This window comes from Psychroserpens luteus, from assembly GCF_015319355.1.
Taxonomy (GTDB): Bacteria; Bacteroidota; Bacteroidia; order Flavobacteriales; family Flavobacteriaceae; genus Psychroserpens; species Psychroserpens luteus.
Window position 1 is genome coordinate 271,733 of sequence record NZ_JADILU010000006.1, and the last position, 16,196, is coordinate 287,928.

Genomic DNA, 16,196 nt, shown 5'->3' on the forward strand with positions numbered 1-16,196 from the left:
AAATGACACACACATATATAGTTACAGGAATGACCTGTAATGGTTGTAAAGCTTCGGTAGAAAAAGTTTTAAATACTCTAGACCAAGTAAAAGATGTATCTATAAATTTAGAAACTCAGGAAGTTGAAATTTCAATGAAAAGTCATATTTCTACGGAAATTTTAAAACAAGCATTACCGTCTAAATATTCACTTTCAGAAAAGAAAAACAAGAATGTCTTTGCTTCAGTTTCCGAAGAAAAAATAGGGCAGAAGAGTGAGTTAAGACAATTATTTCCTCTCTTTCTTATTTTTGGATATATCTTATTGGGTACTCTTTTGATGAATTACAATTCTTTTAATATCGAAAATTTTATGCTCGATTTTATGGGATTATTCTACATTATCTTTAGTTTCTTCAAACTGTTAGACTTAAAAGGATTTCCAGAAAGTTTCAAAATGTATGATCCTCTAGCAAAGTTAGTACCTGCTTATGGTTGGGTTTACCCGTTTATAGAACTATCATTAGGTGTTCTATTTTTGATGCGTATTCAAATTCCATTGGCTTTAATTGCAACGTTAATTATTCTAGGAATCACAACCGTTGGAGTTACAAAAACACTTTTAAATAAAAAGTCAATTCAATGTGCTTGTTTGGGTACTGCATTAAAGTTGCCTATGACCAAAGCCACATTTATCGAAAATAGTATTATGATTATAATGGCAATTATAATGCTTGTAAAAACCTACAATTAAAATGAAAAAAATAATATATATCATAATGATGATGCCATTATTTATGTTTTCTCAGGAGACCATAGAAGGCATTATTACAGAAAAAGTTGATGGAAACAAAATGTTTCCATTAGCAGGAGCTAATATATTTTGGCTAGACACATCAATAGGTGCTGTTACAGATATTGATGGGAAGTTCAGTATTCTTTATGAACCAAGTTATACAAAACTAGTCATAAGTTATGTTGGTTTTAAAACAGATACGATAACAATTACAAAGCCTAAATACATTAAACATTTGTTAGAAGCCACTGGAGATTTAGATCAAATAGTATTAACCGCAAGAAAGCGAGCTACTTCAAGATCTTACATGAGTGTACAAAATATAATGACGATAAGTAGTGATGAACTTTTAAAAGCTGCGTGTTGTAATTTATCTGAAAGCTTTGAAACCAATCCATCCATAGATGTTAATTTCTCTGATGCTGTCACAGGCACACGTCAAATTAAAATGTTAGGATTGACTAGTAAGTACATTTTAATTACTACAGAAAACATACCCTCTATTAGAGGTGCATCTCAAGCTTACGGATTAAGTTTTATACCAGGAACTTGGGTAGAAAGTATCCAAATTACCAAAGGAGCAGGAAGTGTCGTTAATGGCTTTGAAAGTATCGCAGGACAAATCAACGCAGAGCTTCAAAAGCCCTCAAAAGATGATAAATTTTTCTTGAATCTATATGGAGCAAGCAGTCAGCGTTTAGAACTTAACACACATTTTAATACTAAGGTGAGTGATAAGTGGAGTACAGGTTTATACGTTCATGGTAATACCCATCAAGAAAAACATGATGTTAATGATGATGGATTTTTAGATATGCCATTGTACAACCAAATCAATGTGATGAATCGTTGGCAGTACACTAACCCAGAAAAAGGATTTGTAAGTTTTATAAACGTACGTTATCTTAATGACGCAAAACAATCTGGTCAACTTGATTTTAATCCAGATACAGACCGTTTAACCACCAATGCTTGGGGAAGTGAAATTGATACAGAGCGTTTTGAAGTCTCAGCAAAGCTAGGTTATGTTAATCCTGAGATTCCTTGGCAAAGTATGGGTGTTCAATTTGCATTTAGCAGTCATAATCAAGAATCTTATTTTGGTTTAAATCAATATAATATTAATCATAATAGTATATATTCTAATGTGATTTATAACTCGATTATTAGTGATTCTAGACATAAAATTAAAACGGGTTTAGGCTTCACATACGACCATTATGATGAGTTTGCTCTTGGGAATGATTTTGAGCGTAGCGAGCGTTCTGCAGGTGCTTTTTTTGAATATGCTTATGATGATTTAGATAAGTTAACTATAACTGCAGGCTTGCGCTTTGATACGCACAATTTATTAGGTGAGTTTGTGACGCCACGTTTGCATGCACGATACACACCTTGGGATAAATCAGCATTTCGCGCGTCAATAGGTAGAGGAAAACGAAGTGCTAATATTTTTGCTGAAAATCAAAACATCTTTGCAACATCAAGATCAATTAATATTCTAAATACAAGCGGAAACATCTATGGTTTAGATCCAGAAATTGCATGGAATTATGGAGTATCATATCTTCAAGGTTTTAATCTCTTCGGAAGAAAAGCAGACGTGACTTTTGATTTCTATAGAACCGATTTTGAAAATCAAGTCGTTATTGATTGGGAAAATCCGCAGGAAGTAAATTTTTATAATCTCGAAGGTGATAGTTATGCTAATAGTTTTCAAGTAGAATTGAATTACAACGTGTTTGAGCGTTTTGATTTTAGAACAGCTTATAAATATTATGACGTGCAAACTACTTATGCTTCTGGGAAAGTAGCAAAACCACTAATTCCTAAGCATCGATTTTTTGCAAATGCATCTTATGAAACTGGAATTAAAGAAGGACAGACATCACATTGGAAATTTGATGTCACTTACAATTGGTTGAGTGAACAACGTTTTTCATCAACATTGTCCAACCCAATAGAATATAGATTACCAGAAAAATCACCAACTGTAGGAACCTTGAACGTTCAAGTTACTAAAGTGTTTTCTCCAAAATTTGAAGTATATTTAGGTGGTGAAAATGTTACAAACGTGAGACAAAACAATCCTATTTTGGGTGCAGATGATCCTTTTGGTTCAAATTTTGATACTACCTTTGTGTATGGTCCAATTTTTGGAAGTATGTATTATGCAGGATTACGATTTAAAATAAAATAAAGATTAACGCTCTGTCACTTCGAGCGTAGTCGAGAAGCTTTTTTAGGTCTCGACTACGCTCGACCAGACAGAAAAAAAACAAATTATGAAAAAAATAGTTACAGTACTAGTGTTATTAATAACCACAATAACTTTCGCTCAAAACAAAAACGAAAGAGCTTCAATGGAAGTTGATGGTGTTTGTTTAATGTGTAAAGAGCGCATTGAAAAAGCTGCCATAAGAACTAAAGGAGTGAAATCTGCAATATGGAATGTAGATACTCACGAGCTCAAATTAATTTATGATGCACGCAAAACAAATTTAGATTCAATTAGTAAAAAAATAGCATCTGTTGGTCATGATACAAAAAAAATAAAAGCTACAGATGAAGAATATGCAACTGTTCATCCATGTTGTATGTATCGAGATGATGAAGTAGTTGATGATCATAAAAATTAAAACACTTTAGAACATAAAAAAGAGCCTTTGATAATTATCAAAGGCTCTTTTCATATAGTTTAAACACATGAGTGAATAAATCATCTGTGGCGATTCGCCACTACATCATTCCTGGCATACCGCCACCCATTCCTCCTGGCATTCCACCTCCAGCAGATTCCTCTTTAATATCCACTAAAGCACATTCTGTAGTTAGAATCATTCCTGCAACAGATGCAGCATTTTCTAATGCGATACGTGTTACTTTTTTAGGATCAATGATTCCTGCTTTAAGCATATCAACATACGTTTCAGATTTAGCATCAAAACCGAAGTCTTTCTTGCCTTCTAACACTTTATTGATAACTACTGAAGCTTCACCACCTGCATTTTCTACAATGGTTCTTAAAGGTGCTTCTATAGCTTTTGCTACAATTTGAATTCCTGTTGTTTCATCAAGATTCTCTGTTGTGATTTTTCCTAAAACAGCTTTTGCTCTTACTAAAGCAACACCTCCTCCAGCAACGATACCTTCTTCTACTGCAGCTCTCGTTGCATTTAAAGCATCATCAACACGATCTTTTTTCTCTTTCATTTCAACTTCACTAGCTGCACCAACATAAAGTACTGCAACACCTCCAGCTAACTTAGCTAAACGCTCTTGTAGTTTTTCTTTATCGTAGTCACTAGTAGTTGTATCTATCTGTGCTTTGATTTGATTTACTCTTGCTTTGATATCTGAAGATTTTCCAGAACCATTAACAATAGTTGTGTTGTCTTTATCAATCATTACTGATTCTGCTGTACCTAACATTGTTAAGTCTGCATTTTCTAGAGAGAATCCTCTTTCTTCAGAAATTACAACACCTCCAGTTAAAATAGCGATATCCTCAAGCATTGCTTTACGACGATCTCCAAATCCAGGTGCTTTTACAGCAGCAATTTTTAATCCACCACGTAATTTATTAACTACTAAAGTAGCTAAGGCTTGGCCTTCTACATCTTCTGCAATAATTAATAACGGACGACCAGATTGTGCAACTGGCTCTAATATTGGAAGTATTTCCTGTAAGTTAGAAATTTTCTTATCAAATAATAAAATGTACGGATTCTCAAGATCTGCAATCATTTTATCAGAATCTGTTACAAAGTAAGGCGATAAATATCCTCTGTCAAACTGCATCCCTTCAACAACATCAACGTATGTTTCCATACCTTTTGCTTCTTCAACAGTAATTACACCTTCTTTTCCTACTTTGCTAAACGCTTTAGCTATTAGCTCACCAATAGTATCATCATTATTTGCAGAAATTGCAGCTACTTGCTTAATCATTGCAGAGTCGCTTCCTACTTTTTTAGCTTGCTTTTCAAGATCTTTTACAATAGCTAGTACTGCTTTGTCAATCCCACGTTTTAAATCCATTGGATTTGCACCTGCAGCAACATTTTTTATACCTTCTTTTACGATGGCTTGTGCTAGAACGGTAGCAGTTGTTGTACCATCACCAGCTAAGTCATTAGTTTTTGAAGCTACTTCTTTTACCATTTGAGCTCCCATGTTTTCAAGCTCGTTCTCTAATTCTATTTCTTTAGCAACAGAAACACCATCTTTTGTAACCTGAGGAGCTCCAAATGAACGACCAATAATTACGTTACGACCTTTTGGGCCTAATGTTACTTTTACTGCATTTGCTAATGCGTCAACACCACGTTTTAATCCGTCACGTGCTTCAATATCAAATTTTATATCTTTTGCCATTTTTTTAAGTTTTGTCATTCCTGCGAAAGCAGGAATCTATTTTGTTTATAGTTAATTTTAATTGGATTTCAAATCACACTTCGATTACGCTCAGTGTAAACAAGAAATCAAAGTGAATTAAACAATCGCCAATATATCACTCTCACGCATGATTAGGTAATCTTTACCTTCTAGTTTTAATTCTGTACCTGCATATTTTCCGTAGAGTACAGTGTCACCAGATTTCACTGTCATTGGCTCATCTTTTGTGCCTTTACCAACAGCAACAACTTTTCCTTTTTGTGGTTTTTCTTTAGCGTTGTCTGGAATGATTATTCCTGAAGCTGTTTTAGTTTCAGCTTGCACAGGCTCTATAAGAACTCTGTCTGCTAATGGTTTAATGTTTAAGCTCATTTGTTATGTAAGTTTTTTAATTAAATATTTATAGTTGATTATGATCAACGCATTAGAGATATGCTAAAAATGTGCCAATAGCATATAACTGACAAAGTTGCAGAGGTATCACGTTTCCGAAGTAATAAGAATACAAAACTAGTTATTGAGCAAAAAAAAATGCCAACTAAATATAGTTGGCATTTTGTATGATATATAAATTAGTGTACTAATCTAATGAATCTGCAGGTGTTGCTATATTATCTACTGCAGTATCAACAGGAGTTGATAATGGAGCAGTTGTAGTTGTATCACTACCATTGATTATTTTAGAATCTTCAACACCTCCTGCACCAGGAATTGCAAAGTTAGATGCTAAAATTAATGCTAATAATAAAGTTGCTAAAGCCCAAGTACTTTTGTCTAAAAAGTCTGTTGTTTTTTTAACACCTCCAACTTGTTGGGTACCACCACCACCAAATGAAGAAGATAATCCTCCTCCTTTAGGGTTTTGAACCATAACGACTACAACTAGTAAAAATGACACTAGTATGATTAAGATTAAAAAGATTGTAAACGTATTCATTATTTTTGTGTATTATTTTCTTGTAATTCTTTTACTGCTTTAATTTGGTCTGCAAAGAAACCACTTTTTTCTGGATATTTCAAACTTAATATTTTATAAGATTGAATTGCCTTTGCATAGTTGTTTTGTTCTAAGTAAATTCGGGCGAGTGTCTCTGTCATCAATCCGTCGTGAGCAACTTTGTCGCTGGTATCTGTATTGACTTTTTTTAATTCTTTAGTAGGAACTATTTTTGGATTGTTCTCTAAAAACTTATCAATGAGGTCAAAGTTTTTATTGACTGATACCGATTTTTTAGCTTGTAAATTATCTTTGTTTTTAACTATTTTTTCTTCGGAAATATTAGCATCTATTTCATTTTCGTCTCTTTGAATAGGTTTAAAGCTCGTGATTTTTAGCCACTCTGTGAACGAGTGTGTTTCTGCTTTTCCAAATTCTAAAGGTTTGCCAATTTGAAGAATGTCTTCTGGTGTTTCTTCTAAAATTTTAGAGTCAATATCTGTAATAACTAGTTCTGGAGTAGTATTTTGAAGAGATAAAAAGTGAGCAACATCTTCTGTGTTTATTTTTTGCTCAAATAAGTTTGGGTCTAGAACTCCTTTTGTATTTTTTATATGTTGTTTTAGTGCATCGTCAATTGTTACACTTTTATTAACTGAAATATCATCCAAATCATTAACTGTTAGGTCTTTGAGGTGTTCTGAGTTTTGCTTGATAATTTGAGATATTTCGTTTTGATTGAAAATTTCCGAAGTAATAAAATCAAACAAAATACTACGATCTGTGGTATAAGCTGCTGTGATTTTTAATTCTTGATTGTATTTATAGCTTCCTGTATTTTTTAATCCTTTGAGATATAATGCTCTTGCAGATTGAAAATATGGATACTGAATACTTAAATCATGTAATTCATTAGTTTGAGCATCTGTAATGTGCTGCGGATTTTGAAGTATGTGTGTAAAATTTGATTTATTCATCTACCACTTTGCTAATGTTGCATTAAAAATATCTTGTGTTAGACGATCAAAAATTTCTTCGTGAGCGGTATCTTTTTGAGCGCCAATTAATTGTGAGCTTCCGTCGTAATCAAAAAAGAATGAGAAGCGTTGTTCAAATTCTTCGTCTGGATTGTCTTTGTCATACATTCTTACATTTACACTAATGGTTAATCTGTTTTGTGCAGCTGTACTATTAGATTGAGCAGTTGTTGGTGAGATGCGATACTCTGTAATTTCACCTTCATAAACTAGATCTCCATTGGTATTTGTTAGACTTAAATTGGTTTGATTAATAATTAAATCTTGTAATGCAAGCGTAAAATCTCTGTCTAAACCTGGCTCAATTAAATTAGCAGTATTTTGAAAATAATTAACCTGAAATGTTTCAGCCTTTAAATCTTGAACTCCTGTAAAAGAATACGGTCCACAACCTAATAGGAGTAGAGTTATTGATAAAGTAATAATATATTTAATGCTTTTCATAGATTAATAGGTGTTAGGTCGTTTCATTGTAATGTAGGCGTAAATATAACCTGCGTTATCTGCTACATCAAAATCTACATTAATTAAACGATAGCCTTGATAATGTTTTTCATTTACTAGATCTTCAGCTTCTTGTCTTATGGCTTCAGAACTATTTCTTGTAAACGATTTCTTTATCAAAAATATTTCTACTGCTTTCATAAATTTATCTTAAAGATCATATTGCTTAATTTTTCGATACAATGTACGCTCACTAATCCCTAACTCAGCAGCAGCAAGTTTACGTTTGCCTTGATGACGCTCCAGAGATTTTTTAATCAATTCTAGTTCTTTGTCATGTAAAGACAAGGTTTCTTCCTCTTCAATTTCTTCAGCAAAATGATATTTATCTATAGTTTGGTTTTTATCATCAGGATCAAAATGGTCTTCGGTTTTTTCTGGAATTCGCATGACTTCTAAATCCTCAAACTCTTCGGTATAATTGTCTTTTTGAGGTTCTCCGTAAATCTTTTCAATTAAGCTTTCATTATCTTTTTCGACTTCGGAAACGTTGCCACTCTTCATCAATTCCATTGTTAACTTCTTGAGATCATTCAAATCACTTTTCATATCAAAAAGCACTTTGTAAAGAATTTCTCGTTCGTTACTGAAATCACTATCAGACTTTGTTTTATTGATAACTGCAGGAAGATTATTACTTCCGTCAGGTAAATATCCTTGAAGTGTTGATGCGCTAATGGTACGGTTTTGTTCTAATACCGAAATTTGCTCAGCCACATTTCGCAACTGACGAATATTACCATTCCAACGGTGTTTTTGTAGAATAGGTACAGCATCATCTTCTAGTTTGATTGTTGGCATTTTATACTTCAAAGCAAAATCACTAGCAAACTTTCTAAACAATAAATGAATGTCTTCTTTACGTTCTCGAAGTGGTGGAATATTAATATCTACAGTACTCAATCTATAGTAAAGGTCTTCTCTAAATTTTTCTTTCTTAATCGCCTCAAACATATTCACGTTTGTTGCAGCTACGATTCTTACATCGGTTTTTTGAACTTTACTTGAACCTACTTTTATAAATTCTCCATTTTCTAAAACACGCAATAAACGCACTTGCGTTGTTAACGGTAATTCTCCAACTTCATCTAAAAAAATAGTACCACCATCTGCAACTTCAAAATAACCAGAACGTGTTCCAGTAGCACCTGTAAATGCTCCTTTTTCATGACCAAAAAGTTCACTATCAATAGTTCCTTCTGGGATAGCACCACAGTTTACTGCAATATATTTACCATGCTTACGATGGGATAATTGATGTATGATTTTAGGGATGCTCTCTTTACCAACTCCACTTTCACCAGTAACTAATACCGAAATATCAGTTGGTGCAACTTGGATTGCTTTTTCAATCGCTCTGTTGAGTTTAGGGTCGTTTCCAATAATTCCGAAACGTTGTTTTATGGCTTGTATGCTTTCCATTTTTAATTCTTTGTTCTAAATTTAATATCCAACTGCCTCACCAATCAAAGTAGCACTAGTACAATCTAACACCTTAACTTTTACCAAATCTCCAATCTTATAATTTTCCTTCGGAAAAACTGCAACAATATTCTGTGATGTTTTTCCAGACCATTGCTCGTTTGATTTTTTAGACTCACGTTCAATGAGGACTTCAACTTCGGTATTTATATATTGTTCAATTTGTTCTGCTCCAAGCTCACGTTGTAATTGTACGATTTCTGCGAGGCGTCTTTTTTTAATAGCTTCAGGAACATCATCTTCCAATTTACGCTCAGCCATGGTTCCTGGACGTTCAGAATACATATACATAAACCCAAAATTATACTTTACGTATTGCATTAAACTTAACGTGTCTTGATGGTCTTGTTCCGTTTCCGTAGGAAAACCAGCAATCATATCTTGGCTAATAGAACATTTTGGGAGGATGCGTCTAATATTGTCAATCAAATCAAAGTACTCTTCACGTGTATGTAAGCGATTCATTTCTTTTAAAATACGATTACTTCCACTTTGCACAGGTAAGTGAATGTGTTTACAGATATTATCATACTTCGCCATCGTTTCAATCACATCAAGCGTTAAATCTTGCGGATTAGATGTAGAAAAACGAATTCGCATTTGAGGTTTCGCTTTTGCACACATTTCTAATAATTGCGGAAAGTGAACAGCAGTTGCTTTTTGCATCTCACTGGCTTTAACGAAATCTTTTTTGAGTCCGCCACCATACCACAAATAACTATCTACATTTTGACCTAAAAGCGTGATTTCCTTATAGCCTTTATTCCATAGATCATTAACTTCTTCTATAATACTTTGCGGATCTCGACTACGCTCACGACCTCTTGTAAAAGGGACAACACAAAAGGTGCACATATTATCGCAACCACGAGTGATAGATACAAGTGCAGAGACACCATTGGTGTTAAGTCTTACAGGAGAAATGTCTCCATAAGTTTCTTCTTTAGATAAAATAACGTTGATAGCATCTCTACCATCATCAACTTCTGCTAAAAGGTTTGGTAAATCTTTATAAGCATCTGGACCAACAACAAGATCTACAATTTTTTCTTCTTCTAAAAATTTAGTTTTCAAACGCTCAGCCATACAGCCAAGAACACCAACTTTCATTTTAGGATTGGTGCGTTTTACAGCATTATATTTTTCTAAACGTTTTCTTACAGTTTGTTCTGCCTTATCACGAATAGAACAAGTGTTAACTAAAACTAAGTCTGCTTCCTCTAAGTTTTGAGTCGTATTGAAACCTTGGTCAGCAAGAATGGAGGCTACAATTTCACTATCGCTAAAATTCATAGCACAGCCATAACTTTCTATAAAAAGTTTACGTGTGTTGCCTTCTTTTTGTTCTAAAACAAGGTTGTTACCTTGTTTGTTTTCATCAATCGTTTTGTCCATATATATTGTGCAATTCCAAAACTTTGGGAGGAATCAATTTGATTTTTTGCTTTCAATAAGCATGCAAAGATAGTATAATTTAGAGGACTGTGACAAAGTGTCATAGCAGATTTTGTTTTGAGTATGAGTTTTATTTTGCTTTATTTGATAAAATTAACCAAGCAACAAAAATTATGTTATTCGCAGAAATTCAACAAAAAATCAAATATGCCAAACAGCTTGATTTTGGTAATCTTTTAAATGAAAGTATTGAACTTTTTAAAAAAGTGTGGCTTCAAGGGTTGCTTATGTTACTCATTATAGTTGCTTTTGTTATTCCGTTTATGATTGTTATATATGTGCCAATGGTGTTTTTTAGTATTGCAGATACTGAGAGTCCAGGTTTTTTTGGCGGTTGGGAAGCTATTGCTGTTATTTTCTTTGTTACTGCATATCTGCTTTTTGTATTTATTATGTTGGTCGTTACTTTTGGTTTAAAGGTTGGTCTTTTTAGAATCATGCGTCAAAAAGATATGGGTATAATAGGTAAGGATGATTATTTCTTTTTTCTTCGGAAACCGTACCTTTCAAAAACTATCAACTTATCATTAGCCTATTTTGGGATAAGTTTATTAGCAATGTTATTATGTATGTTTCCATTAATTTATGTGATGGTTCCTCTCAATTTATTGGTTGTTATGTATGCTTTTAATCCTGAAATATCTAACTCTAATTTAATTAAAGCGAGTTTTGATTTAGGAAATAAAAAATGGTTTATCACTTTTGGGATAACACTTGTGGCTGGTTTTATGGCTCAAATGGTTGGTATGTTAATGTGTGGAATTGGTATTTTAGCAACTGCATCTTTTGCTGCTATCCCTTTGTATTTAATCTATAAAGAGGTTATTGGTTTTGATGAAGATGTAGCTGAACTTAAACAAATAGGAAATGATTAAAATTTTGACGCAACCTTTTAAATTATTTTGCATCTAATAATAAATTATACGTTATGAAATTATCTAAAATTATAACTGCCTGCTTTTGTTTTACACTTTTATTAATGAGCACACAATGTGATGATGACGATGTTGTTAATGTGCCTTGTGATCAAACTGCAATCGTAGATTCTGGATTTTATGAATCTGTAGAGTCTCATGTTTACGAGGTTGGTGATGTTTATTTTAATGATAATTGTTTGACTATAGAGATTTCGGCTAGTGGTTGTGATGGTAATTCTTGGAGTATGGTGTTGGTGGATTCTGGTAATATTGCAGAGTCTTCGCCAGAACAACGTTATTTAAAGTTTGTTTTAAATAATGATGAAGTGTGTTTGGCAATTGTATCTCAAGTGCGTTCTTTTGATTTAACACCAATCCAAGTAGCGGGTAGTAGCGAGATTATTTTGAATATTGAAGGTTTTCCTGAACCAGTGATGTATTCTTATTAAAATTTCTTCTTTTTTAATTAATCATTAGAATAAATATTACAAAGGCACAAATACCTAAGCTTATTAAAATGGTGTATAAAATCTTATGCTTCAATTTTCTGGCTTTAGCATTTATTACAATTTGTTTTTTAATTGCTGCTAATTCTGTTTTAGAAACAGTTTTGAATTTTGTGTTACTTATAAGTTTATCTTTTTTTGAATAAATGGTTTGCCTATTATTTTCCTTGAATTTTCCTTTTTTGGATGGTCGTTGAGCTCGGTTTTGTTTCATCCTGCTAATCATATCCATTACATGACCTGATCCAAAACTCATAATATTATGCTCTTTTTTAATATCATTGATGCGTGTTCTTGATGTTTTTTCAATGCCTTATTCATAGATAAAAGTACTGCTTTACGTGATAAAATACATTTGAAATTTAGTAAAATTAGGTACATAACTTTTTTTTGACATACATTTGCAATCTCAAAAAATCATATATGCCGAAGAATTTAGTCATCGTAGAGTCACCAGCAAAAGCCAAAACCATAGAGAAATTTCTTGGTAAAGATTTCAAAGTGGAATCTAGTTTTGGTCATATTGCAGACTTACCTTCAAAAGAATTAGGAGTTGATGTAGAAGGTGATTTTGATCCCAAATATCAAGTTTCTAAGGACAAAAAAGATGTCGTTAAAAAATTAAAAGATCTTGCTAAGAAAGCTGATATTGTTTGGTTAGCAAGTGATGAGGATCGAGAGGGTGAGGCGATTGCGTGGCATTTAGCAGAAACTTTAGGTCTAGATAAAGCAAAGACAAAACGAATCGTTTTTCATGAGATTACGAAGAGTGCAATCTTAAAAGCAATCGAAAACCCAAGAGATATTGATTATGATTTAGTAGATGCTCAACAAGCACGTCGTGTTTTAGATAGAATCGTAGGTTATGAATTGTCTCCTGTATTATGGAGAAAAGTAAAAGGCGGTTTATCTGCAGGACGAGTTCAATCGGTTTCTGTGCGATTAATTGTAGAAAGAGAACGACAAATCATAGATTTTAATGCCGAAGCATCTTATAGAATTGATGCAGAGTTTTCTAATGAAGACGGACAAACATTCAAAGCAAAACTTCCGAAGAACTTTAAAACTAAAGAAGAAGCTTATAAGTTTTTAGAATCTAATGCAAATGCAGATTTTAAAGTCGCAGATCTTCAGAAAAAACCAGCGAAAAAATCACCAGCAGCACCATTTACAACATCTACATTACAACAGGAAGCCTCAAGAAAATTAGGCTATTCGGTAAGTAGAACGATGCAAAATGCACAGCGTTTATATGAAGCTGGTTTGATAACTTATATGAGAACTGATAGTGTTAATTTATCTGATGATGCTCGAAAAGGAGCAAAAGAAGAAATTGAAGATGCTTATGGTTCAAAATTTAGTAAGTCTAGACAATATAAAGGAAAATCTAAAGGAGCTCAAGAAGCTCACGAAGCGATTAGACCAACAGACTTCAAGAAACATTCTGTAGATATTGAGCGCGACCAAGCTAAATTGTATGATTTAATTTGGAAACGTGCCATTGCATCACAAATGAGCGATGCGCAATTAGAACGTACCAATGTGAAAATTGATGCGTCAACACATAAAGAAACATTTACCGCAAATGGAGAGGTAATCACTTTTGAAGGATTTTTAAAAGTCTATTTAGAAGGTACAGATGATGAAGACACAGAGCAGGAAGGCATGTTGCCAGCAATGAAAGTCAACGAGACTTTGCTTAATAGTTATATTACTGCTACAGAGCGTTTTTCTCGTGCACCATATAGATATACAGAGGCTTCTTTGGTAAAACAATTGGAGGAGCTTGGTATTGGTCGTCCGTCAACTTATGCGCCAACAATTTCTACAATTCAGAATAGAAACTATGTAGAAAAAGGAGCTAATGAAGGTGTTGAGAGAGATTATACACAACTATTACTTCAAGATGGAAAACTGACTGATAATAAATTAACCGAAAAAGTAAATAGCGATAAAGGGAAGTTGATACCAACAGATATTGGTATGATTGTGACTGACTTTTTGGTAACTCACTTCGGAAATATCCTAGATTACAATTTTACAGCTAAGGTGGAAGCAGATTTTGATGAAATCGCAGAAGGTAAAGAGGATTGGAAAAAAATGATGAAAGAGTTTTATAAGAGCTTTCATCCTATAGTAGTTGATGTTCAGGAAAATGCCGATAGAGAATCTGGAGAACGTATCTTAGGTAAAGATCCAAAATCAGGCAAACAAGTGAGTGTGCGTTTAGGGAAATTTGGACCAATGGTGCAAATAGGAACTGTTGACGATGAAGAGAAGCCAACTTTCGCAAGTTTATCGCCAGATCAACAGTTGACAACGATAACTTATGAAGAGGCAATGGATCTTTTTCAGTTGCCTAAAAGTTTAGGAAACTATGAAGACGAACCTATTGAGGTTAATAACGGACGTTTTGGGCCTTATGTGAAGTTTGGTAAGGCATATGTATCGCTTCCAAAAGGAACTAATCCTTTGGATGTGGAAATGGATCAGGCTATTGAGCTCATCAAAGAGAAGCAAAAAGCAGATGCTCCAATATATATGTATAAGGATTTACCAGTTCAAAAAGGTAAAGGACGTTTTGGACCATTTATAAAATGGAACAGTATGTTTATCAATGTCAATAAAAAATATGATTGGGATAACTTATCTGATGATGATATTGTAACATTGATTGAAGATAAGATTCAAAAAGAAATAGATAAAGTCATTCACAATTGGGAAGACGAAGGGATTCGTGTTGAGAAAGCAAGATGGGGAAGACATAATATTATTAAAGGTAAAATAAAAGTAGAGCTTCCAAAAACGGTTGATGTCACAAAGATGACCTTAGAAGAAGCTAAAGCAGAAATAGAGAAGAAAGCACCTAAGAAAAAAGCTGCTGCTAAAAAGAAAGCTCCTGCTAAGAAAAAGACTGCAACTAAAAAGAAAACCACTACTAAAAAATAGTAACTCATGAATTTTAATTTTTTGTCTCCTGTCTCTGATACGGTTTTAGCTCATAACGAGTTATTAGCTGAGCAAGCTCTAGGTAAAAAAATAAAAATACATTCTGCTCAAAACGGAATTCCTGATCTAGATGGTGTTAAAATGGCTATCATAGGCGTTCAGGAAAACCGTAATGATGTTAATTACATGGGTGAGGAGTTAAACTTTGATACCATTAGAACGTCATTGTACGCATTGTTTCCAGGGAATTGGCATACTACAATTGCCGATTTAGGTGATATTCCTGCTGGTGCAACATTAGAAGACACATATTATGCGTTACGTACTATTATTTCAGTTTTAATAGAACGTAAAGTGATACCTATTATAATAGGAGGTAGTCAGGATTTGACGTACGCTAATTATCGTGCGTATGATACGATGGCACCTATGATTAATATCGTTAATGTAGATTCTAATTTTGATCTTGGCGATGCTTCCGTAGAAATGAAAAATAATAGTTTCCTCGGAAAAGTGATTTTAGAACAACCTTATAATCTATTTAATTACTCTGTTATAGGTTATCAAACCTATTTTAATTCTCAAGAAGAAATTGATTTGATGGAGAAGCTTTATTTTGAAGCTTATCGTCTAGGAGAGGTTACTCACGCTATTAGTATGGTGGAACCAGTAATGAGAGATGCACATATTGTGACGATGGATTTAAAATCTGTTAGAGCTGCTGAAGTAGGTGCTAAACAAAAATTTTCTCCAAACGGTTTTGACGGTAAGGAGATTTGTTCTATTTCCAGATATGCAGGTATAAGCAATAAAGTGTCTTCATTTGGTATTTATGAATTTAAATCTACCAATGAATTAGATGCGACACCTATGTTGATATCTCAAATCATTTGGTATTTTATTGAAGGAGTCAATTGTAGAGTCAATGATGATGATTTTGAGAATGAAAATAATTATCAAAAGTATAATGTACTTATTGAAGATGATGAACTTATTTTTTACAAAAGTATAAAAACGGGACGTTGGTGGATAGAAATTCCTTTTTTACCAAATGTTAATAATAAATTAAAAAAGCATACGTTATTACCTTGCACGCATGATGATTATAAAGAGGCAAGTCACGGTAAAATACCAGAACGTTGGTATAAAGCGTATAAAAAGAATAGTTTTTAGTATCTTTATACATTAATATTTAACATTTCTTTAATCGACGAAATGTTAACTTTTTGGGATAA

16 protein-coding genes are annotated in these 16,196 nt (G+C 33.3%); 7 read left to right on the forward strand and 9 right to left on the reverse strand.

What is annotated here, in order from left to right; all coding sequences use genetic code 11:
* Window positions 1-2: 2 nt before the first annotated feature.
* The 3 genes from IM744_RS15250 to IM744_RS15260 all read left to right on the forward strand — a co-directional run bounded on the left by IM744_RS15250 (window position 3) and on the right by IM744_RS15260 (window position 3,415).
* The gene (locus IM744_RS15250; protein ID WP_194509015.1) at window positions 3-734 is read left to right on the forward strand and encodes a heavy metal translocating P-type ATPase; all 732 of its coding nucleotides are present in this window, start codon (window positions 3-5) and stop codon (window positions 732-734) included.
* Between the two features lies 1 nt (window position 735).
* A complete protein-coding gene (locus IM744_RS15255) occupies window positions 736-2,976 on the forward strand; it encodes a TonB-dependent receptor (protein WP_194509016.1) in 2,241 nt (746 codons plus the stop codon).
* 85 nt (window positions 2,977-3,061) lie between these two features.
* The gene (locus IM744_RS15260; protein ID WP_194509017.1) at window positions 3,062-3,415 is read left to right on the forward strand and encodes a heavy-metal-associated domain-containing protein; all 354 of its coding nucleotides are present in this window, start codon (window positions 3,062-3,064) and stop codon (window positions 3,413-3,415) included.
* Window positions 3,416-3,515: 100 nt separating this feature from the next.
* Here IM744_RS15260 and groL read toward each other — a convergent pair whose 3' ends face one another.
* The 8 genes from groL to miaB all read right to left on the reverse strand — a co-directional run bounded on the left by groL (window position 3,516) and on the right by miaB (window position 10,529).
* Complete coding sequence (groL, locus tag IM744_RS15265) at window positions 3,516-5,153, reverse strand: chaperonin GroEL (RefSeq protein WP_194509018.1); 1,638 nt, start codon at window positions 5,151-5,153, stop codon at window positions 3,516-3,518.
* Between the two features lie 117 nt (window positions 5,154-5,270).
* The gene (gene groES, locus IM744_RS15270) at window positions 5,271-5,546 is read right to left on the reverse strand and encodes a co-chaperone GroES (protein ID WP_194509019.1); all 276 of its coding nucleotides are present in this window, start codon (window positions 5,544-5,546) and stop codon (window positions 5,271-5,273) included.
* Window positions 5,547-5,754: 208 nt separating this feature from the next.
* The gene (secG, locus tag IM744_RS15275) at window positions 5,755-6,111 is read right to left on the reverse strand and encodes a preprotein translocase subunit SecG (protein WP_194509020.1); all 357 of its coding nucleotides are present in this window, start codon (window positions 6,109-6,111) and stop codon (window positions 5,755-5,757) included.
* Entirely contained in the window at window positions 6,111-7,088 is a 978-nt protein-coding gene (locus IM744_RS15280; protein WP_194509021.1) for a hypothetical protein, read from the reverse strand. The genes secG and IM744_RS15280 overlap by 1 nt, the downstream gene beginning before the upstream one ends.
* Window positions 7,089-7,592, reverse strand: a complete 504-nt coding sequence (locus tag IM744_RS15285; RefSeq protein ID WP_194509022.1) for an LptE family protein — start codon at window positions 7,590-7,592, stop codon at window positions 7,089-7,091.
* A 3-nt stretch (window positions 7,593-7,595) separates the two neighbouring features.
* Window positions 7,596-7,793 (reverse strand): hypothetical protein, encoded by a 198-nt coding sequence (locus IM744_RS15290; RefSeq protein WP_194509023.1) that lies wholly within the window; start codon window positions 7,791-7,793, stop codon window positions 7,596-7,598.
* A gap of 9 nt (window positions 7,794-7,802) precedes the next feature.
* Window positions 7,803-9,074: a sigma-54 interaction domain-containing protein gene (locus IM744_RS15295; RefSeq protein WP_194509024.1), complete on the reverse strand. Its 1,272-nt coding sequence runs from the start codon at window positions 9,072-9,074 to the stop codon at window positions 7,803-7,805.
* A 21-nt stretch (window positions 9,075-9,095) separates the two neighbouring features.
* The gene (gene miaB / locus IM744_RS15300; RefSeq protein ID WP_194509025.1) at window positions 9,096-10,529 is read right to left on the reverse strand and encodes a tRNA (N6-isopentenyl adenosine(37)-C2)-methylthiotransferase MiaB; all 1,434 of its coding nucleotides are present in this window, start codon (window positions 10,527-10,529) and stop codon (window positions 9,096-9,098) included.
* A 173-nt stretch (window positions 10,530-10,702) separates the two neighbouring features.
* Here miaB and IM744_RS15305 point away from each other — a divergent pair, with 173 nt between their 5' ends.
* Both IM744_RS15305 and IM744_RS15310 read left to right on the forward strand, forming a co-directional pair.
* A complete protein-coding gene (locus IM744_RS15305; RefSeq protein ID WP_194509026.1) occupies window positions 10,703-11,464 on the forward strand; it encodes a hypothetical protein in 762 nt (253 codons plus the stop codon).
* Window positions 11,465-11,517: 53 nt separating this feature from the next.
* Window positions 11,518-11,955 (forward strand): hypothetical protein, encoded by a 438-nt coding sequence (locus tag IM744_RS15310; RefSeq protein ID WP_194509027.1) that lies wholly within the window; start codon window positions 11,518-11,520, stop codon window positions 11,953-11,955.
* A 13-nt stretch (window positions 11,956-11,968) separates the two neighbouring features.
* Here the strand turns inward: IM744_RS15310 and IM744_RS15315 are convergent, their stop codons facing one another.
* The gene (locus tag IM744_RS15315; protein ID WP_194509028.1) at window positions 11,969-12,268 is read right to left on the reverse strand and encodes a hypothetical protein; all 300 of its coding nucleotides are present in this window, start codon (window positions 12,266-12,268) and stop codon (window positions 11,969-11,971) included.
* Between the two features lie 167 nt (window positions 12,269-12,435).
* On the opposite strand from IM744_RS15315, the gene topA reads away from it, so the two are divergent.
* Window positions 12,436-14,961, forward strand: a complete 2,526-nt coding sequence (gene topA / locus IM744_RS15320; protein WP_194509029.1) for a type I DNA topoisomerase — start codon at window positions 12,436-12,438, stop codon at window positions 14,959-14,961.
* A 6-nt stretch (window positions 14,962-14,967) separates the two neighbouring features.
* Complete coding sequence (locus IM744_RS15325; protein WP_194509030.1) at window positions 14,968-16,134, forward strand: formimidoylglutamase; 1,167 nt, start codon at window positions 14,968-14,970, stop codon at window positions 16,132-16,134.
* The last annotated feature ends 62 nt before the right edge of the window (window positions 16,135-16,196 follow it).

Excerpts from the sequence above, each read along its gene's own strand:
- miaB (WP_194509025.1), bottom strand. The coding sequence starts at position 10,529 with ATGGACAAAACGATTGATGAAAACAAACAAGGTAACAACCTTGTTTTA.
- IM744_RS15250 (WP_194509015.1), top strand. The coding sequence starts at position 3 with ATGACACACACATATATAGTTACAGGAATGACCTGTAATGGTTGTAAA.
- IM744_RS15255 (WP_194509016.1), top strand. The coding sequence starts at position 736 with ATGAAAAAAATAATATATATCATAATGATGATGCCATTATTTATGTTT.
- IM744_RS15310 (WP_194509027.1), top strand. The coding sequence starts at position 11,518 with ATGAAATTATCTAAAATTATAACTGCCTGCTTTTGTTTTACACTTTTA.
- IM744_RS15325 (WP_194509030.1), top strand. The coding sequence starts at position 14,968 with ATGAATTTTAATTTTTTGTCTCCTGTCTCTGATACGGTTTTAGCTCAT.
- IM744_RS15260 (WP_194509017.1), top strand. The coding sequence starts at position 3,062 with ATGAAAAAAATAGTTACAGTACTAGTGTTATTAATAACCACAATAACT.
- IM744_RS15315 (WP_194509028.1), bottom strand. The coding sequence starts at position 12,268 with ATGAGTTTTGGATCAGGTCATGTAATGGATATGATTAGCAGGATGAAA.
- topA (WP_194509029.1), top strand. The coding sequence starts at position 12,436 with ATGCCGAAGAATTTAGTCATCGTAGAGTCACCAGCAAAAGCCAAAACC.
- groL (WP_194509018.1), bottom strand. The coding sequence starts at position 5,153 with ATGGCAAAAGATATAAAATTTGATATTGAAGCACGTGACGGATTAAAA.
- secG (WP_194509020.1), bottom strand. The coding sequence starts at position 6,111 with ATGAATACGTTTACAATCTTTTTAATCTTAATCATACTAGTGTCATTT.
- groES (WP_194509019.1), bottom strand. The coding sequence starts at position 5,546 with ATGAGCTTAAACATTAAACCATTAGCAGACAGAGTTCTTATAGAGCCT.
- IM744_RS15280 (WP_194509021.1), bottom strand. The coding sequence starts at position 7,088 with ATGAATAAATCAAATTTTACACACATACTTCAAAATCCGCAGCACATT.
- IM744_RS15285 (WP_194509022.1), bottom strand. The coding sequence starts at position 7,592 with ATGAAAAGCATTAAATATATTATTACTTTATCAATAACTCTACTCCTA.
- IM744_RS15295 (WP_194509024.1), bottom strand. The coding sequence starts at position 9,074 with ATGGAAAGCATACAAGCCATAAAACAACGTTTCGGAATTATTGGAAAC.
- IM744_RS15290 (WP_194509023.1), bottom strand. The coding sequence starts at position 7,793 with ATGAAAGCAGTAGAAATATTTTTGATAAAGAAATCGTTTACAAGAAAT.
- IM744_RS15305 (WP_194509026.1), top strand. The coding sequence starts at position 10,703 with ATGTTATTCGCAGAAATTCAACAAAAAATCAAATATGCCAAACAGCTT.